This is a genomic window from Halanaerobium polyolivorans (assembly GCF_020711195.1).
GTDB lineage: Bacteria > Bacillota > Halanaerobiia > Halanaerobiales > Halanaerobiaceae > Halanaerobium > Halanaerobium polyolivorans.
Genome location: NZ_JAJFAT010000020.1, coordinates 15,071 through 34,251, shown reverse-complemented (window position 1 = coordinate 34,251; position 19,181 = coordinate 15,071). Strand labels below are relative to the sequence as shown.

Below are 19,181 nucleotides of genomic sequence, written 5' to 3'. Positions count from 1 at the left end.
TACTGCGGCCCAGGTAGAGATGCGATTACTGAGAAAGTAAAAGAAAAAATTAAAATCTTGGGCAGCAATGATAAAGCTAGAAAATAAAGAAATGAGTTAAGTCAAAAAATTATTTTTTAAAAAATTAAATTATCATAAATATCATTTAGAATGGAGATGAAAAAATGGGTTTTGAAAAAAAAGTAATTTTAACTAATAAAACAGGTCTGCATGCAAGACCTGCATCTAAGTTTGTGGAAAAGGCAAGTGCTTTTAGTTCAGAAATAAGTGTTGTTTTTGAAGAAAAAGAAATAAATGCAAAAAGTATAATGGGGCTTTTAAGTTTAGGGATAAGTCAAGGCAAAGAAATAACTATTAAGACAGAAGGAGAAGATTCTAAAGAAGCTTTAAATGATCTAGTCACTTTCATAGAAGTAGAGCTGCCAAAAGAAGATGAATAATGCTTTTAAACTAGGGAGGGAGATAATTATTTATTTCCCTCCCTTAAAAATATTTTTTCTACTCTACTTTAAGCATAGTAGTCATTTTTTTAAAAACATCTTTTAATGTTAATTTCAACCAAAAAGCGGCTGGAAGTACACTTGCTAATTCAGAAATCGGAAAGGCAAACCATAGATATTCGAGTCCAAACCACTGTCCTAATAGATACATTAATGGTAAGAGAACAATTATCTGTCTTAAAAAAGAAAAGAAAAGACTTGGAAAACCATTACCTAAAGCCTGAAAAGTAGTTGAGATAATTATTGCCGGTCCTATAAGTGGAAAAGCGATACTAATTCTTCTAAGTGCTGTTGTACCAATTCTGATCAATTCTGGATCATCATTAAAAAATCTAATCATAAATTCAGGAACCGACTGGAAAACAAAAAAGCCAATGATAGTAAAAATAAAGGCAACCAAAAGGGCTGATTTAAATGTTTTTTTCATCCGCTCCGGATTATTATGACCATAATTATAGCCCATAATAGGCATATAGCCCTGGTTTAAACCATAAACCGGCATAAAGACAAAGGACTGCAGACGAAAATATATTCCTGCAGCTGCAATGGCTGTACTACCAAATTCGGCCAGAATTCTGTTCATTCCGCCTAACATAAAACTGGCTAAAAACTGCATTACCATTGCCGGAAATCCAACTATGTAAATATCCTTGATTATATTAAAATTAAACTTAAAGTCTTTTAAAGAGATTTTTAATTCGTTTTTATCGCTAAGTAAAATATAAGTTAGAAAAATCCCACTGATCAGTTGTGAGCTTACAGTTGCAATTGCTGCACCTGCAATTTCCATCCGGGGGAAGATCCACCAACCATATATAATAAAGGGATCTATTATTATATTTAAAATAGAGCCGATCAGCATGGCTATCATTGGGATAAAGGTATTACCTTCTCCCCGCAAAATATGATTAACAACCATCGGGTAAAAGATAGAAATAGAAGCTATTAAAATTATTCGAATATATTCACTACCCATTTCAATTAAAACTGCATCTTCGGTAAAGAGCTTTAAAATTTGTGTGGAAAAAAAGTAGCCGATCACAGCAACTACTAAACCACCTATAAAGATCATCATTATTCCATGTTCAGCAGCATTTACTGCCGCATGTTTATTGTTTTCTCCTAATCTTCTTGCAATTAAAGAACTCACTCCAACTCCAGTTCCAATTCCAATCCCGATCAGAACTATTTGAATAGGGAATGCAAGTGATAAAGCAGATAAGGCCTCAGTGCTCAAACGCCCCACATAAATACTATCAACAACATTATATAGTGCATGGGTGGCCATAGCAATAATTGAGGGAACAGATAGGCGAAATAAGAGTGGGATGATTGCTTCATTTGCTAGTCTTTCTGAACTGCTTTTCATAAAAGATCCTCCAGACTTGATTGAATAAAAAGATAAAATTAATTATAGCTAATCTGACACATTATTCTACCATAGAAAAGCTTTTGCTGTCAAAATACTTTAGGCTGGTCAAGCTGCTTCAACTATGATAATATTGACTTAGCTTATTTTAAATAATTAGATGGAAAATAAGGGAGTTAGATATTAAATGTATGAAGGAGAAATCAAGACATTAAAAGTTGAAGATCTTGCCCATGGTGGAGATGGGGTTGCCAGAACAGAAGCAGGGATAGCTGTCTTTATACCCTTAACTATACCTGGTGATTTAATCAGAGCCAAAATAACGAAACTGAAAAAGAACTATGCATTTGCCACTCTGCTCGAAATCATAGAAGCAGGTGAGGGTAGAAAAGAGCCGCCCTGTCCGGTTTATGAAGATTGTGGTGGCTGTCAATTACAGCATCTAGAATATAAAAAAGAGCTTGAACTCAAAAATAATAATATTGAGCAGCTTTTAAAAAGAATCGCCGGGATTGAGCAATATAAAAGAAATAAAGTTCTGGCTGCAGATGATCAATTTCGCTATCGCAATAAAGCCCAGTTCCCTCTGAGTATAGATGAAAAGGGAAAAATTAAAGCAGGTTTTTATAAAAGGGGCAGTCATCAGCTTGTACCCTATCATGATTGTTTAATTCAGCACCCATTAATCAACAGAATATTAAAAGCAAGCTTAGCAGAATTGAACAAAAGAGAGATAAGTATTTATAACGAAGAAAAAGGAAAAGGATTATTAAGACATCTGGTGATCAGGGTGGGAATATGCACCAATCAGGCTTTACTAATTTTTGTGACAAATAAAGAAGAATTTGCAGCTAAAAGAGAAATTGCAGCAAAAGTAATGGCAGCTGTTCCAGAATTAAAAGGTGTAATCCAAAATATAAACAGCAAAAACACCAACGTTATTTTTGGGGATAAAGATATAACTATCAGTGGTTACAGTTATATTAAAGAATATATCAATCAGACCGCCTATTTAATATCTGCCAGATCTTTTTTTCAGGTCAATACCCTGCAGGCAGAAAAATTATATAATAAGGTTCTAGATTATTTAGGAGACAATGAAGAACAAAACATAGTTGATGCCTTTTCTGGTACGGGCAGTATAGCCCTGTATATTGCTGATAAGGCAGCAAAAGTCTTTGCTATAGAATCATTAAAATCAGCTGTAGAAGATGGAGAAAAAAATGCTGAACTAAATGAAATAAAAAACATAAAATTTGTTAATGGTCTGGTTGAAGATAAGTTAGCTAAAATTCTAAATGAAGAAAAAATTGATAGTATAATTTTTGATCCACCTCGCAAGGGTTTAGCTGATGAGACAATTACCTTATTAAATGAACTGGAAATAGAAAAGATCATTTATATATCCTGTAACCCTGCAACTCAGGCAAGAGATCTTAAAAAGCTGAAAGAAAAATATGAATTGCTAGAAATTCAAGGGGTAGATATGTTTCCTCAGACCTATCATATTGAATCTGCTGCTTTATTAGAACTGAAATAATAGGCTTGACAACTCTCTTGGTCAGAGATAGTCAATTCTTAAGCTGATTACTTGCTAAAAGAGGTATGTTTATGATATATTATATTATAAAGTAACTTTATAATACTCCATTTAGGAAAGGGGTAGAATAAATGAATTTATTTCTCTTAATCATATTTATAATCATTGGTATTGCTGGACTGACTTACAATGTTGATGCAGGTGTTTTTATTGGACTCGGCCTTATTCCCTGGCAGGTTTTGAAGATCAAATTTAAGAAAAAATTCGTTTTAACAGCTATTATAACAACTACCCTAATTGGTGGAGGCTATTTTATATATTTTCAAGAATGGTTGATCTTAGCTTTATTTATTTTTATCCAGTTATATAATTACTGGGGACTATTAAATGCCGAAATGAAATAAAAGCTTTGAAGGAGGAATTAAAAAAATGCCGACATATTTATATGAATGTGAAAACTGTGGAAGGTTCGAAAAATTTCAAAATATTAAAGATGAAGCTTTAAAAAAATGCCCTGAATGTGGTTCAGAAGTGAAGAGAATAATAGGTTCTCCGGGGATTCTTTTTAAGGGCTCGAACTTTTATGTTAATCAGGCTAAAAATGATTCATCTAAAAGCGATAAAAAAGATCATAAAGCTTCTTAAATAAGATGAACCGGCCTTTGAGCCGGTTTTAATTTTAGCTGAGAAAGAAGGTAGTATTATGTCTGAGGTCGTTTTGAAAAAATGTAATTCATATCAAGATGAAGAATTAGATACAAAAATTGAGGAACTACTTGCCGAGTTAGGTGGTCTATCCTCTTTTGTTAAAAAAGGGCAAAAAGTAGTATTAAAAACAAATTTGTTGATGGGCAAAAAACCGGAAACAGCTGTAACAACTAATCCTCAATTAATTGCAGTATTAGGCAAGAAAATTCAGGCTTTAGGGGCTGAAGTAATAATAGCTGATAGTCCGGGTGGACCTTTTAAAGAACAATTATTAAAAAGGGCCTATGCCAAAAGTGGACTAACAGCAGTTGCTGAAAAATATAATTTTAAGTTAAATTTTAATACCGATTCTAAGAAAGTAGAGTTTAGTCAGGGTAAATTAAAAAAATCCTTTCAAGTGGTTGATTTTGTCAGTGAGGCAGATTTAATAATTAATCTCCCCAAACTTAAAACCCATGGGTTAACCATGTATACAGGTGGGGTGAAAAATCTTTTCGGCTGTATACCAGGAGTTATCAAGGCAGATTACCATTTGCGAATGCAGTCAGTTTATGATTTTTCAAGGATGCTTAATGATCTAGCCTTATTGATTAATCCTACTTTAACAATTATGGATGCAGTTATTGGTATGGATGGTGAAGGACCTTCTAATGGAAATCCAAAAAGGTTTAACTATTTACTGGCTTCTAGATCACCCTTTTATTTAGATCTAGCAGCGGTAAAATTACTGGGGATTAATCCAGTGGAAAGGGTACCTTCGATCAAAGCTGCAGTTGAAGATTCAATTATTGAAAAAGATAAATTGCTTTTAAAAGGGGATGAGCTTATTCCCTTTGCTTCAGTAGAAATTCCAAGAATAGAAAAAGAGAGTAATCTCCTCGATAGAAGAATGCCCGACTTTTTGGCAGATATACTGGAAGCTCTGCTGCGGCCAAAACCAGTTTTTAAAAAGGATAAGTGTGTGGGTTGTGGTAATTGTGCAGCAAACTGTCCACCTGAGGTTATTACAATGGTAGATAATTTCCCTCAGGTAGAACTTGATGGTTGTATACGCTGTTTCTGCTGTCAAGAATTATGTCCTTATGATGCTGTAGAGATCAAATATCCTCTGCTGGCCAGGATTTTTTTCGCAAAATAATGGAGGTTTAATATAAATGAAAATTGGAGTTATTTCAGATACTCATCTTCCTGGTGCAGGAAGAGAGTTACCCAAACAATTAATTGAAGAATTAAAAAAAGTTGATTTAATTATTCATGCTGGAGATCTAACAGAAGAAAAATATTTAAATTCTTTAAAGTCGATTAATGAAGTTAAAGCAGTAGCAGGTAATAGAGATAGTTTTCCCCTTCAGGAAAAACTAAAAGAAAAGCTCAGCTTTGAGGTAGCAAATAAGCAGGTTTCTGTAATTCACGGCCATCAGTTTGGGGGTAGAAATGTGCTGCAGAGTTTAAATTATAGTTTTCCCGAAAGTGATGTAATTATTTTTGGTCATACTCATCGACCATTTAATGAAGAATTAGGGGGTAAATTGTTTTTCAATCCCGGTTCTCCAACCGATAAAAGATTGGAGAAAAATTATACTTTTGGTATAATAGATATTGGAGAGCAAATAAAAAGTGAAATTAAAATTTTAGAGGAGGGATTATAATGTCTGTTTACGATCAGGCAAGAAGATTACAGAGAAAGCTAAAAGATTCCAAAGAATATCAAAACTATCAGGAACTAAGGGAAAAAGTAATGGAAAAATCAGGTTCTAAAAAGATGCTGCTTGATTATCAAAATTTAATGATCAAACTACAGAATAAGAGGATTGCCGGTGAAGAGCTTGCTGAGGGAGATAAAGAAAAACTACAGAATTTGCAGAACTTAATCGAAATTAATAATAGTGTTAAAAAATATCTGGAAGCAGAATATCAGTTGAGTAAAATGATTAATGATATTCAAAAAATAGTTTTTTCAGAATTGGATATTGGAATTAGTGAAGAAGAATTAGAAAGTGAAACCGAGGAAGAAAAAGCAGAAAAATAAAAGCACCCGGTCGGGTGCTTTTAAAAAAGTGCATAAATTTATACAGGTTGTACTTCTTTTACTCCATCTACATTTTGTTTTAAAGTACGTTCTATACCATTTTTAATAGTTAAGGTTGACATTGGGCAACCACTACATGCACCAAGAAGTTTTACTTTTACGATACCATCTTCTGTTACTTCGACCAATTCTACATCTCCACCATCAGCTTGAAGGCTTGGTCTTATTTTATCTAAATATTTTTGAACTTCTTCTTTCATTACTTGCACCTCCTAAAATGACTTTGTTTTAATTATACAAAAAAACTCAAGATTTTACAAGCTTAAAAAACTTTTTTATTTTTTTGATTATACAAAAGTGGGAGCATGATTAAAATGGCCGATTTTGTTCACTTACATAACCATACAGCATACAGCCTCTTAGATGGTGCCATCAGAATTGAGGATTTGATTAGAAAAAGCAAAGAATACTCTCTGCCTGCAGTTAGTATTACTGACCATGGCGTTTTATATGGGATGATAGAATTTTATCAGGAGGCTAAAAAAGAGAATATCAAGCCTATTATTGGTTGTGAACTATATTTAGCGGAAAATAATATCACTAATAAAAAGAGAAAAAACTATCATCTGCTTCTTTTAGCTGAGAACAAAGAGGGCTATCATAATTTAATTCAACTGGTTAGTAAATCATGGCTGGAAGGCTTTTATTATAAGCCGCGGGTTGATAAAGAGCTTCTGGCCCAGCACAGCAGTGGTTTGATCTGTCTTTCTGCTTGTCTACAGGGAGAAATCCCTCAGCTGCTTTTAAAGGGCAATTATGATCTGGCTAAAAAAGCGGTTTCTGATTACCAGGCTATTTTTGGTCATGACAGTTTTTTTCTGGAGCTGCAGGATCACAACCTCAAAGAAGAAAAAGAGGCTGCTCAAGGTCTAATCAAGCTCAGTAATGAAGAAAATATTCCGCTGATTGTGAGCAATGATTCTCACTATTTAGAACGAGAAGATGCAGATCTGCAGGATATCTTGCTTGCCTTACAAACTGGAACAACTATTTCTGATCAAAACAGAATGAGCTTTAGCGGTCAGGAATATTATTATAAATCTCCAGCAGAAATGAAAAAGCTTTTTCCTCAACTTGATTCTGCCTATGAAAATACGGTTAAAATTGCAGATAGGGTTAATTTAGAATTAGACTTTAATACATTTTATTTACCTGATTATCCTGATCTTAAGGATAATAAGAGTCCTGAAGCTTTACTGGAAAAGCTCTGCAAAAAAGCCCTTAAAGAAAGAGGTCTGGCCGGAGATAAAAAGGCTGGGCAAAGACTTCAATATGAGCTAAAAATAATATTTGAAATGGGCTATGCTGGTTACTTTCTGATCGTTTATGATTTTGTTAAATATGCAGAAAACAATGATATTATGGTTGGCCCGGGTAGGGGTTCAGCTGCCGGTAGTTTGGTAGCCTATTTACTTAAGATAACCAAGGTAAACCCCTTAAAATATGGTTTGATTTTCGAAAGATTTTTGAATCCCGAGCGAGTCACCATGCCTGATATTGATATTGATTTTGATGAAAACAGAGATCAAATAATCGAATATGTCAGAGAAAGATATGGTAGAGATAGGGTAGCCCAAATCGGTACTTTTGGAACTATGGCAGCTAGAGCTGCAGTGAGGGATGTTGGCAGAGCACTTGGCATCACTTACGGAAAAGTGGATCGGGTGGCAAAACTGATTTCATCTCGTTCCGGAATCGAGGAATCTTTCAAAAATAATAAAAAATTGAGAACCCTATATCAGGAAGATCAAGAGATCAAAGAGCTAATCGACTATGCTAAAGGAGTAGAGGGTTTACCCAGACATATCTCTACTCATGCAGCAGGGGTAATAATTGGTACTGAACCCTTAGCCGAAATGGTTCCCCTGCAAAAACAGGATGAAAATGTAATAACCCAGCTGGCAATGGATGATCTAGAAGCTCTGGGCTTATTGAAAATGGACTTTTTAGGTCTGAGAAATTTAACTGTTATAAAAAACACTCTGGAATTAATTGAAAAAAGAAAAAATGAAAAGATTGATATAAATTCTATTCCTTTCGATGATAAAAAGGTTTATGATTTTTTAAGTACAGGTAAAACAGCCGGTGTTTTTCAAATGGAGTCCTATTTGTTTAAGTCTTTAAATCAAAAGCTTAAACCAGAAAGGTTTAATGATTTAATTGCCATGCTTGCCTTAGGTAGACCTGGCCCTCTTGGCAGTAATATTGTCGATGATTTTATTGCGATTAGACATGGTGAAAAAGAAGCCGAATATCTTCATCCTAGCTTAAAACCCATCTTAGAAGAAACCTTTGGCATGATCTTATATCAGGAACAGGTTATGGAAATAGCAAGCAGCCTGGGTGGTTATTCGATGGGAGAAGCCGACCTTTTACGGAGAGGGATGGGAAAAAAGAAATTAGATCTTGTAGCAGCAGAAAGAGAGAAATTTGTGCAGGGGGCTGTAAATAATGGTATAGCAGCCGAAACGGCAGAAGAAATTTTCGATCAAATGGAGTATTTTGCCGGCTATGGATTTAATAAATCACATTCAACTGCCTATGCATTTTTGGCCTATCAAACAGCTTATTTAAAGTATTATTATCCCGCAGAGTTTATGGCTGCCCTCTTTTCTTCGGTGATGGGCAATCAGGATAAAATTGCAGATTATATTAAAGCTGCAAGAGAAATTGATCTAGATATTTTGCCACCTGATATTAACCAAAGCTGTCATGATTTTATAGCTGAGGGAGATAATAAAATTCGCTATGGTCTTAAGGCAATAAAAAATGTAGGCTCAAATACTATTTATGCCCTAGAAGCTGCTCGTCAGGAAAAAGAATTTAAATCTGTGATCGATTTCTTAAAAAGAATAGATATGAGTGCCTTAAATATTCAAAGTTTTGAGGCTTTTATTAAAGCAGGAGCTTTTGATGATATTGTAGAAAGCAGGGCAGCACTTTTAATCAATTATGAAGAGCTATATCAAAAATATAATAATCTATCCCGACAGCGGGCCCAGGGCCAGCGCTCTTTTGCCGAACTATTTGCTGAAGAAGATAAGTTCATAGAGGAAGACCTAAAATATGAAGATATTAAAGAACTGCCAACCGAAACGATCTTAAAACAGGAAAAAGAATATTTGGGTATTTATTTATCTGCCCATCCTTTGGATAATTATCAGCAAAAAATACAGAAATTAAATATTTTAGATATTTCAGAGGTGATAAAAATCTCTGAAAACAAAAAAGCCTTTACTGCCGGGAATATAGTCTCATATAAAGAGCACATTACCAAAAGGAATAATAAGATGGCTTTTTTAACGATAAGTGATCATAATGATAAAATAGAAATCATAGTTTTTGCCGATTTATTTAAAAATATTAACTTTATGCTTTCAGAGCAAAATGCAATTGCTGTATATGGCCGTAAAAGTGACGGCCAGTTAATAGCTGAAAATATCTTGTCATTAGACAATAATTTTTTAATCATCGATATTTCTCAATTGAAAAAAAAGAAAATCATTGCTTTAAAAAAATATTTATCTAAAAAAGAAGGTGATGTAACTGTTCTGTTGAAAAAAGATAATAAGATGATTATAACCGATTCTGCTTTTAATCTTAGTAAAAACAGCAGGACAATTAAAGAACTGACTAAGGCATTAGGGAGTTCAGCTTTTGAATTTCTTGCCTAAAAACATTAAGACTTTGAGAAAAATATCTCAATATCTACAGAAATAGAAGTAAAATTTGTAAATCTGCTTGACAATGCTTTTTTGCTTATTATATTATTAATTAGAATAAAGGAGGAATAACCATGGATGTTAATGCTGATTTTATTATAATTAAAGCTCTAGAAGATGGTGTAACAATTATTGGCCTAACCAGAGGTAAAGATACTAGATTTAATCATACAGAAAAATTGGATAAGGGAGAAATCCTGGCTGCTCAATTTACAGAAAATGTCTCAGCAATGAAAATTAGAGGTAAGGCAGAACTATTATCCAAACATGGTAAAATTGAAGCTGACAGCTCACAAGATTAATTAATTGCTGGTGTTTATTGAAAGGAGCTTTAAAATGTGGCAGGTATTGTATATAGCTTCATCAAAAGAAGAAGCTGAAGAAATATTATTTATTATGGAAAGAGAAGGATTCCTGATAGAAATAGATGATATTGGGGCAAATAATTATCAAATTAAAGTACCTGCTAGTGAGGCTGAAGAAGCCTATACATGTTTGCATGAAAATTTCTAAATGGAGGATATTATAGATGAAAAAATTAGCAATATTAACAAGTGGTGGAGATGCTCCGGGAATGAACCCTGCTATTAGGGCGGTTGCTAGAACTGCAATTTTTTACAATGTTGAAGTAGTGGGGGTTAGATATGGCTTTAAAGGCCTGATAGAAAAAGATTTTTTTGAAATGAAAAGAAGTTCGGTTGCCGATATAATCCAGAGAGGAGGAACTGCTCTTTTTTCTGCCCGCTGTGAAGAATTTTTAAGCAGGGAGGGAAGAGAAAAAGCCTATCAGAATATGAGAGAAGAGGGAATTGATTCTCTGGTTGTAATTGGTGGAGATGGCTCCTTACATGGAGTGCAAAAAATCAACCAGGAAAGCGAAATCAGTGCTGTAGGTATTCCTGCAACTATTGATAATGATTTATCCTGTACTGATTATACCATTGGTGTAGATACAGCAATGAATACAATACTTGATGCTATAAATAAGATAAGAGATACAGCCACTTCTCATGAAAGAACATTTGTTATTGAATGTATGGGAAGAGATTCTGGTTATTTAGCCTTGATGACAGGTTTAGCCGGAGGAGCAGAATTTATTTTAGTACCAGAGATCGACTTTACTCCCCAGGAAGTAACAAATAGAATAGTTCAGGGTTTTAATAAGGGTAAATTACACAGCCTTATTTTAATTGCTGAGGGTGTAAAAGCACCTTTTGTAGATCTAAGCGGCTATAATGGCAGCCCTGGTCTTGCAATGGGAGATTTAATCAGAGAAAAAACTGGTATGGAAACAAGGGTAACTATTTTAGGTCATCTACAGCGGGGTGGAAGCCCAACTGCAACTGATAGGATTATTGCCAGCCGAATGGGGGCAAAAGCTGTTGACATGTTAATTGAAGGTCACAGAGATATAATGATTAATTATAAAGATAATTCTATTGGCAGCTGTAAAATTGCTGATGCTATTGTAGAGGCACAGCAAATTGATATGGATATCTATAATTTAGCAAGCATATTATCCATGTAAACAAATTATATTGGGAGGTAAACATGCGAAAAACAAAGATTGTTTGTACATTAGGACCTGCAACAAATGATAAAGAGACTATTAAGAAGGTAGTAGAGGCCGGGATGAATGTGGCCCGCTTTAATTTTTCCCATGGTGATCACGCAGAACATAAAGAGAGATTTGATCTGGTTAGAGAAGTAGAAAAGGAAACAGGAAAAACTGTTGGAATCATGCTTGATACCAAGGGACCTGAAATAAGAACTGGTGAGATGGAAGGAGATAAGATTACTTTAGAAGAGGGTGAGCAGCTGATCATTTCTGCTGAAGATGTGGTTGGCAGCCCGGCCAAGATCTCTGTTTCTTATAAAGAGCTTGCTCAGGACATGAAAATTGGCGATAAAATCTTAATCGATGATGGTTTAATCGAATTAGAGGTTGTAGAGATAGATGGTGATGACCTGATCACTGAGGTATTAAATGGTGGTGAAGTTGGCTCCAGAAAAGGAGTTAACCTGCCAGGGGTTAATGTTAATTTACCATCTTTAACCGAAAAAGATATTTCTGATATTCGTTTTGGTGTTAAAGAAGGAATCCACTTTATTGCTGCTTCATTTGTTAGAAAAGCAGATGATGTTATAGAAATCAGAAAGCTTCTAGAAGAAAGTGGTAATGAAGACATATTTATTATCGCCAAAATAGAGAATCAGGAAGGTGTAGAAAATCTTGATGATATTTTAGAAGTTGCAGATGGAATTATGGTAGCTAGAGGAGATTTAGGAGTAGAAATTCCAGCCGAAAAGGTACCTATTGTACAAAAAATGATGATCCGTAAATGTAATGAAGCTTCAAAACCTGTTATTACAGCAACACAAATGCTTGATTCTATGATCAGAAACCCAAGACCTACTAGAGCAGAAGCTTCTGATGTGGCAAATGCTATCTTTGATGGTACAGATGCGACAATGCTTTCTGGAGAATCAGCAGCAGGTAAATATCCTGTTCAATCTGTAAAAACAATGGCTCAAATTGCTACAGAGGTAGAAGAATCAAGAAGTTATAAAGATAAATTTGTTAAAGATTATAAATTCAAAGCTAACTCAGTTACAGGAGCTATAAGTTTAGCTACCTGTGAAACTTCAGAAGAGCTGGGAGCAGATGCCATAATAACATCTACTGGCTCAGGGTTAACAGCAAGGACGGTTTCTAAATATAGACCACAAACCCCTATTATTGCTGTAACACCAAGCAAAAGGGTCTTACATCAGCTGGTATTAAGCTGGGGTATTTATCCTTTACTTGCAGCTAGGAGTAGTAATACAGATGAAATGATGGAGAATTCAATTGATTCTGCTCTTGAGCATGGCTTGATTGAAGAAGGAGATCTGGTAACAATTACTGCCGGAACCCCTGTTGGTATTTCTGGGACAACTAACCTCATCAAAATTGATGTTGTTGGTAAACCGGTTGCAGATGGTCAGGGTATTGGCAAAGGTATTGTTGTTGGTAAAGCTAGAGTTGTTAGCTCTGCAGAAGAAGCAATGGAGAAAGTTGAAGAGGGAGATATACTGATTACCCATCTCACAGATAGAGATTATATCCCTGCTTTAAAGAAAGCGGCTGCTGTTGTTACTTACAGTGGAGGTTTAACCTCTCACCCTGCTATAGTGGGTCTGAATATTGGTATTCCTGCTGTGGTTAATACAGGTAATATTGCCGATCTATTTGAAGATGGAGAGATTATTACAGTTGATGGTGTTAGAGGTTTGGTTTACAGAGGCCAGGCTCATTTAAAATAAAAATAAATTATAGATTAATCAATATCCAAGCTGCGGTTTTTACCGCAGCTTGAACAATTTTAAGAATAAAAAATTATTTTCAATAAATACTTGCTTTTAACAGCAGCTATTGTTAAAATGTTTACAGATAATTAATGATAATTCAATATATTATTAACATAAGTCCTATAATATTATAAGTAAATAAGAGGAAAGGAAGTGCTAATATGTTTGAAATAGAAAGTGATTTACACACTCACACAATTGCCAGTGGGCATGCCTATTCAACAGTTGATGAGATGGCCAAAGGAGCTTTTATAAATGATATAAAATTAATAGCAATAACTGATCATGGTCCTCAACTACCAGGTGGCCCTCACCTATATCATTTTGGCAATATTAATGTTATTCCCAATAAATTATATGGGGTGACCATTTTAAAAGGTGTTGAAGCCAATATCTTAGATGAAGGCAAACTTGATTTAGAGGCTGATCTCTTAAAGACTCTAGATTTTGTTAGTGCTGGTATTCACCGCCAAACAGGTCATAGTTTAAAAAATAAAGAGGATTATACTGAGGCTACAATCAAAGCTATGGAAAATCCTTATCTTGATATGATAACTCATCCTGTGCAAAAAGAATATCCACTTGATTTAGATAAGGTGGCCAGAGCAGCAGCAGAAAATAATGTTATTTTAGAGATAAATGCAAGTTCATATAGCTCAAAAAAAGAATCGATTAGAGGTATTAAATCAGAATCGATAAAACTGCTCAAACTTGCCAAAAAATATGGTTTTCAAATTGCAATTAACAGTGATGCTCATTTTCATAAAGAAGTTGGAGATTATTCAAATCTAGATTTTATCTTTAATAGCAAAGACTATGATAGAAATTTAATCGTCAATCGTTCTCAGGAAAGTGTATTAAATTATCTTCGTTTAAGAGAACAGCGGCTCAAAGAGCTGAAAAAAACTATTTAGTTATGAGGTGTATTTGATGGAAGAACCATATTATAAATATTCTAAGTTTTTAAAAGAAAAGTATGGAGAAAAAACCTATAAATTACCAGTTAATCTACCAACAACCTGTCCTAATCGAGATGGAAATTTAGGAGATAAAGGTTGTTTTTTTTGTGGAGAAGAAGGGGCAGATTTTGAAATGCTGCCGGAAAGCATGTCAGTTAAAAATCAGCTTTTAGAAAACAAGCAGTATATTGGAGAACGCTATGGAGTAGATAATTTCATTGCCTATTTCCAAAACTTTTCTAATACCTATCTCCCTTTAGAAAAATTAACTGAGTATTTAAAGCAGGCCTGTGAAGTTGAAGCTATAGCAGCCGTCTATTTTTCAACCAGACCGGATTCTATCAGTGAAGAATATATCAAAAGCTTAAAAAATACTTTAAATGAATATTCACCTGAGTGTGAATTGGCTTTTGAATTTGGTCTGCAGACTGTAAATTATAAGACCTTAGAAAAGGTAAACAGAAAACATGGGCTGGCGGAGTTTATTGATGCAGTAATGAGAGCAAAAAAATATCAGGCCGAGGTTGGAGCTCATTTGATATTAAATTTGCCCGGAGATTCTCAAGCTGATGTAAAAGCAGGGGCAAAAATCTTATCTGCTTTAAATATAGATCATGTAAAATTACATGCCTTATATATTAGAGAAAATTCTGTAATGGGAAAACAATATCAGGCTGGCAAAATAGAGTTGACATCTTTAGAAGAATATATTGAAAGAGTTATATTATTTTTAGAATATTTATCACCGGAAATAGCTGTACAGCGTTTGATAGGAAGGGCACCTGAGCAAGGCTCAATATTTTTAAATTGGGATAAGCCATGGTGGGAGATCCATGAGCTCATAATTAAGGAAATGAATAAGAGAAATACTTATCAGGGTAAAAAATTTGATTATTTAAATGGTAAAACATTAAATAAATTTTCTGGTTAATTTGAGTTAAAATCCTCTTTTTTAATTTGAGTTTCTGTGATATAATAAACTCACAATAGAAGAGGGCTGGTCCCTTATGGGGGTGTTATTATGAGTTTAGATGGTTGGGATTGTTCGGAAGTTTCTAAACAAGATTTAATGACTGCGACTCGGAATCGGATACTCTATGGTTTGATTTATGCCGAAAAAATGCCTCTAAATTTACTGGCTCAAAGATTGGATGTATCAACACATGAACTGCATAGATGGTGTTATCAAGGGGAACTGCCTGAGCCAGAACTCAGAAAAAAATTATCAGAATATTTCGATCTTCCAGAACAAATTTTATTTTGGGAAGCAGAACATTGATTCTAATTATATGCCGGGTCTACCCGGCTTTTTTCTATAATTTATGTTTGCGCTCTAGATAATAATAATATAGAATATAATTAGAAGAATAAGGAAGGAGATTTTAATGCAGACAGATAAAATTTTAACTGATGTAGAAAGTTCCATCAGAGAATTAATAGATATTGCTGAGGCAGAACCTGGTCAGATAATGGTTCTCGGTGGCAGCACAAGTGAGATTCAGGGCAAAAAGATCGGTTCTGCTACTGATTTAAAGCTCGGCGAAAAAATAATAAAAAGAATAATAAAAATTGTCAAAGAAAAAAATATATATCTTGCCGTTCAGGGCTGTGAGCATATCAACCGCTCTTTAGTGATCGAAAGAGAATGTCAGCAAAAATATTCATTTCCCGAAGTCAATGTTATTCCTCATCGTAATGCCGGAGGTGCTTTTTCTGCAGCAGCTTTTGAACTTTTTCAAAGCCCGGTAACCGTAGAAAGCATTGAGGCTGATCTGGGTATTGATATCGGGGATGCAATGATCGCTATGCATTTAAAAAATGTTGCTGTACCTGTTAGATTGAGTTTAAAAGAAATTGGCAAAGCTCATCTGACAGCAGCTAAAACAAGGTTAAAAATGGTCGGGGGAGTTAGAGCGAGATATAGAAATTATTAATTTGGAGGTCTTGTTTTGAAGTATTTACATCACTTAACGGATAAGATAATTCTCAGTTTAATCGGCAGGTCATTTGTAGTTTTAAGTTCAATTGATGTGAGAATGCAAAGGGAGTTATCATATTTACCCGAAAAATTTATTTTAGCCTTAGCTGTTGATCATCATGCACCAGCTTTGGTATTCAAAAAAGATAAGCAAAAAATAAAATATTGTGGCAGTCATGAAGATCTTAGCAAAGTTGATTTAAAGATATTTTTTAAAAATGAAGAATTTGCTTATCAAGTATTAGCAGCAAAAGAAGGGATCAGATTGGCCTTTTCGGAAGGTAAAATTCTCTTAGAGGGGGACCTTGACTTTGCTGTTTCCTTTATTTATATTTTAGAGATAATTGAAGCATATCTTATGGCTAAAAGTTCAGCTGATGATTCTTTAGAATATGATTTAGATAAACAAATATCACGTTTTTCATTATTTTTTAAAGCTCTCTTGACAAAAAAAGAAAAGGGTGAGATTTAAAATGGATTTACCCAATTATTATGAGTTTTTTAATCCGATTAAAATTAATGCCGGTGAAAATGCACTAAATACCTTAAGTTATGAGTTAGAACAGCTTGCTGTAGAAAAACCCCTGATCTTAACCAATCAGATGCTGGATGAGATCAAGATTTTGGATGATTTAATGGATAGTTTAGCAGAAGTTAATATCTCTCCAGAACAAATAATCAAAAATATTCCAAATCAGGCAACTGTAGAAATAGTAAAATCATGTGCTGAAAAATATAAAAAATATGCTTGTGATGGAATAATTGCTCTAGGTGGAGAAGCTATAATAGACACTGCAAAAGGAATTAATCTTTTAATATCCGAAAATACTAAAGACCTTAAAAATTTAAGGGGAATAGACACCATATATTCTAAAATGGAACCCTTTATTATTATTCCAACAGCTACCGGAACAGGTTCAGAAGCTGCCTTAAAAGCTGTTATAACTGATGATCAATTCAATAAAGATTTAGAATTCATTTCAAGCAAATTAATGCCTGACCTGGCTGTTATTGATCCTCGGATGACCTATGAGATGCCGCCCCGACTTACTGCTTCAACCGGGATTGACTCTCTGGTTCATGCAGTTGAATCTTATACAGGCTTACAGAGAAATCCTATCAGTGATGCTTATGCTTTTTCGGCTTTAAAATTAATCGGCAGTTCACTTAAACCACTGGTTAAAGATATAAGTAATAAGTATCACAGAATGGCAATGAATAATGCAGCCTTGATGTCAGGGATAGCATTTGCTAATTCAAGAGCCGGTATTATTTATGCTATCGGTGATGCCTGTGAAAAAATAGCGGGGGTTTCACATGGTGATGCATTATCAATTCTACTACCACATGGGATGTTCCACAACCTTAAGTTTGAGTACTGTCGCAATTCATATCAGGATATTTTACTTGCTCTTTCTGGTCCGGAAAAATATTCTAATACTGCTGCCAAAGATAGAGCAGTTATGGCAGTTGCAGAGATAGCAAAACTTTTAAATGAACTACAATTATTAACTGCTATACCCTTAACCTTATCTGAAATCGGAGTTAAAAGAAGAGAGTTTCCAGATATTATAGAAAAAGCAATGCATAATACCGCTGTTTTAGCATCAGCCGGTAAGGTTAAAAGAGAGGATATAGAAAGTGTTTTAGAAGCTGCTTTTTAAAAAATAATGGCTAAATTCCTTCTTATTTATGAGGAACAATGCCCCAAATATAAATGTTCTGTCTTTGTCAAGTCTTCATTTGGGGGAGGTAAAAATGAGTAGTGGAGAACTTTGTTTTTATGGTTTGGGTTCTTTTTATCTCGAGTATGGAGGAAAAAGGGTTGATGGCAATAACTGGATCTCAAAAAGGGCTATGTACTTGTTGATGTATCTGGCTTTAGAATGGAAGCGCAAGGTTAGTGTTGAAGAGTTGATAGATATTTTCTGGCCTGAATCAGAGATAGAAGATGGAAAAACAAAATTATACAATACTATTTATTTGTTGAGAAGATCGCTTGCTAAGGATGGAGTTCCTAAGGATATTATAGAATCAGTGACAGGCTGTTACACCATCAATAAAAATTATAAGATATGGACAGATTGGGAATATTTCGAGAAAGAAATTGATAAACAGCTTAAGGCAGATGAATTTGAAATTGAAATATTAAAAGATTTATTCATTTTATATCGAGGAGATTTTTTTAGTAATTTAAAATATGAAGACTGGGTTGATATTTACAGAGAAGAGCTGAGAGAATATTACTTAAACTTAATTGAAATACTAACTAATAAGCTGTTTAAAGAAGAAAAATATCGGGATACTGTTAACTATCTGCATAAAGGGATAGAATATGATCCCTACCGGGAAAACTTTTATTTACTTTATATTAAAGCCCTTATTAAGTTGGGTAGAATAGCTGAAGCAATAAACAGCTATAAAAAGTGTGAGAGGATTTTAAAAGAAGAATTGGATTTACTGCCAGGCCAGGAATTAAATAATGTTTATCACAGAATAAAATTGAGTCGAGATTTAACCCAGCAGCTGCAGTTTAATCTTGAGAATAATAAAGATTTAAGTTCGGGAGCTATGATCTGCGATTTCGACATTTTTGAAAAAATATATGAATTAGAAATTAGGCAGGCCAAAAGATTAAAAAAAGAATTTATTTTGATGTCTGTTGATTTTAATGGCAGCAAACTACCTCTTGCAATTGAAAAAGCAGCAGAGAAAATGGCTGCAATGCTCAGATGTAGTGATATTTTGTCTACAGGCAATGATAAAATCTATCTTATTCTGCATGAGATGAGCCTTGTTAACAGCGGAATCGTCATGCAGAGATTTAATCAGTTCTGTCAGGAATTAAATCTCTCCAAAAAACCAAGTATAGATATTACTGAGATAAATTAAAAATTTAGAGAAAATAATAATATTTTTAAACAAAACCACCTTAAATGGTGGTTTTTTCTTTGTTTCGAGTTTT

At 34.2% G+C, this 19,181-nt stretch carries 21 protein-coding genes; 19 read left to right on the top strand and 2 right to left on the bottom strand.

Annotated features, from left to right (window positions below; all coding sequences use genetic code 11):
• The first annotated feature begins 164 nt into the window (after nucleotides 1-164).
• Nucleotides 165-440 (top strand): HPr family phosphocarrier protein, encoded by a 276-nt coding sequence (locus tag LJ207_RS11295; protein ID WP_229346603.1) that lies wholly within the window; start codon nucleotides 165-167, stop codon nucleotides 438-440.
• Between the two features lie 58 nt (nucleotides 441-498).
• Here LJ207_RS11295 and LJ207_RS11290 read toward each other — a convergent pair whose 3' ends face one another.
• Nucleotides 499-1,869, bottom strand: coding sequence for an MATE family efflux transporter (locus LJ207_RS11290; protein WP_229346602.1), 1,371 nt, complete (start codon nucleotides 1,867-1,869; stop codon nucleotides 499-501).
• Between the two features lie 187 nt (nucleotides 1,870-2,056).
• On the opposite strand from LJ207_RS11290, the gene rlmD reads away from it, so the two are divergent.
• From rlmD to LJ207_RS11260, 6 genes are all read left to right on the top strand, one after another.
• Complete coding sequence (gene rlmD, locus LJ207_RS11285; protein ID WP_229346601.1) at nucleotides 2,057-3,409, top strand: 23S rRNA (uracil(1939)-C(5))-methyltransferase RlmD; 1,353 nt, start codon at nucleotides 2,057-2,059, stop codon at nucleotides 3,407-3,409.
• 131 nt (nucleotides 3,410-3,540) lie between these two features.
• Nucleotides 3,541-3,813, top strand: coding sequence for a hypothetical protein (locus tag LJ207_RS11280; protein ID WP_229346600.1), 273 nt, complete (start codon nucleotides 3,541-3,543; stop codon nucleotides 3,811-3,813).
• Nucleotides 3,814-3,838: 25 nt separating this feature from the next.
• Nucleotides 3,839-4,054, top strand: a complete 216-nt coding sequence (locus tag LJ207_RS11275) for an FmdB family zinc ribbon protein (protein ID WP_229346599.1) — start codon at nucleotides 3,839-3,841, stop codon at nucleotides 4,052-4,054.
• Between the two features lie 58 nt (nucleotides 4,055-4,112).
• Nucleotides 4,113-5,255, top strand: a complete 1,143-nt coding sequence (locus LJ207_RS11270) for a DUF362 domain-containing protein (protein ID WP_229346598.1) — start codon at nucleotides 4,113-4,115, stop codon at nucleotides 5,253-5,255.
• A 16-nt stretch (nucleotides 5,256-5,271) separates the two neighbouring features.
• Nucleotides 5,272-5,766 carry a metallophosphoesterase family protein gene (locus tag LJ207_RS11265; RefSeq protein ID WP_229346597.1) on the top strand — a complete coding sequence of 165 codons (495 nt, stop codon included), beginning with the start codon at nucleotides 5,272-5,274 and terminating at the stop codon, nucleotides 5,764-5,766.
• Nucleotides 5,766-6,146, top strand: a complete 381-nt coding sequence (locus LJ207_RS11260) for a YlbF/YmcA family competence regulator (RefSeq protein WP_229346596.1) — start codon at nucleotides 5,766-5,768, stop codon at nucleotides 6,144-6,146. Before LJ207_RS11265 ends, LJ207_RS11260 begins: the two co-directional genes overlap by 1 nt.
• Nucleotides 6,147-6,184: 38 nt before the next feature.
• Here the strand turns inward: LJ207_RS11260 and LJ207_RS11255 are convergent, their stop codons facing one another.
• Nucleotides 6,185-6,406 (bottom strand): NifU family protein, encoded by a 222-nt coding sequence (locus LJ207_RS11255; protein ID WP_229346595.1) that lies wholly within the window; start codon nucleotides 6,404-6,406, stop codon nucleotides 6,185-6,187.
• 114 nt (nucleotides 6,407-6,520) lie between these two features.
• Between LJ207_RS11255 and LJ207_RS11250 the strand changes: the two genes are divergently transcribed.
• The 12 genes from LJ207_RS11250 to LJ207_RS11195 all read left to right on the top strand — a co-directional run bounded on the left by LJ207_RS11250 (nucleotide 6,521) and on the right by LJ207_RS11195 (nucleotide 19,108).
• On the top strand, nucleotides 6,521-9,880 hold the full coding sequence (locus LJ207_RS11250; RefSeq protein ID WP_229346594.1) for a DNA polymerase III subunit alpha: 3,360 nt from the start codon (nucleotides 6,521-6,523) through the stop codon (nucleotides 9,878-9,880).
• A gap of 122 nt (nucleotides 9,881-10,002) precedes the next feature.
• The gene (mtrB, locus tag LJ207_RS11245) at nucleotides 10,003-10,230 is read left to right on the top strand and encodes a trp RNA-binding attenuation protein MtrB (RefSeq protein ID WP_229346593.1); all 228 of its coding nucleotides are present in this window, start codon (nucleotides 10,003-10,005) and stop codon (nucleotides 10,228-10,230) included.
• A 34-nt stretch (nucleotides 10,231-10,264) separates the two neighbouring features.
• A complete protein-coding gene (locus LJ207_RS11240; protein WP_229346592.1) occupies nucleotides 10,265-10,441 on the top strand; it encodes a hypothetical protein in 177 nt (58 codons plus the stop codon).
• A gap of 16 nt (nucleotides 10,442-10,457) precedes the next feature.
• Nucleotides 10,458-11,456, top strand: a complete 999-nt coding sequence (gene pfkA / locus LJ207_RS11235; RefSeq protein WP_229346591.1) for a 6-phosphofructokinase — start codon at nucleotides 10,458-10,460, stop codon at nucleotides 11,454-11,456.
• Nucleotides 11,457-11,479: 23 nt separating this feature from the next.
• Nucleotides 11,480-13,234 (top strand): pyruvate kinase, encoded by a 1,755-nt coding sequence (gene pyk / locus LJ207_RS11230; RefSeq protein ID WP_229346590.1) that lies wholly within the window; start codon nucleotides 11,480-11,482, stop codon nucleotides 13,232-13,234.
• Between the two features lie 206 nt (nucleotides 13,235-13,440).
• Entirely contained in the window at nucleotides 13,441-14,193 is a 753-nt protein-coding gene (locus LJ207_RS11225; protein ID WP_229346589.1) for a phosphatase, read from the top strand.
• Between the two features lie 16 nt (nucleotides 14,194-14,209).
• Nucleotides 14,210-15,169, top strand: coding sequence for a tRNA modification radical SAM protein MnmL/YtqA (mnmL, locus tag LJ207_RS11220; RefSeq protein ID WP_229346588.1), 960 nt, complete (start codon nucleotides 14,210-14,212; stop codon nucleotides 15,167-15,169).
• Nucleotides 15,170-15,259: 90 nt separating this feature from the next.
• Nucleotides 15,260-15,517 (top strand): hypothetical protein, encoded by a 258-nt coding sequence (locus LJ207_RS11215; RefSeq protein ID WP_229346587.1) that lies wholly within the window; start codon nucleotides 15,260-15,262, stop codon nucleotides 15,515-15,517.
• A gap of 106 nt (nucleotides 15,518-15,623) precedes the next feature.
• Nucleotides 15,624-16,172 (top strand): TIGR01440 family protein, encoded by a 549-nt coding sequence (locus LJ207_RS11210; protein WP_229346586.1) that lies wholly within the window; start codon nucleotides 15,624-15,626, stop codon nucleotides 16,170-16,172.
• Nucleotides 16,173-16,187: 15 nt separating this feature from the next.
• Complete coding sequence (locus LJ207_RS11205; protein WP_229346585.1) at nucleotides 16,188-16,688, top strand: hypothetical protein; 501 nt, start codon at nucleotides 16,188-16,190, stop codon at nucleotides 16,686-16,688.
• Between the two features lies 1 nt (nucleotide 16,689).
• A complete protein-coding gene (locus tag LJ207_RS11200) occupies nucleotides 16,690-17,880 on the top strand; it encodes an iron-containing alcohol dehydrogenase (RefSeq protein WP_229346584.1) in 1,191 nt (396 codons plus the stop codon).
• A gap of 94 nt (nucleotides 17,881-17,974) precedes the next feature.
• Nucleotides 17,975-19,108 carry an AfsR/SARP family transcriptional regulator gene (locus LJ207_RS11195; protein WP_229346583.1) on the top strand — a complete coding sequence of 378 codons (1,134 nt, stop codon included), beginning with the start codon at nucleotides 17,975-17,977 and terminating at the stop codon, nucleotides 19,106-19,108.
• Nucleotides 19,109-19,181 lie beyond the last annotated feature (73 nt).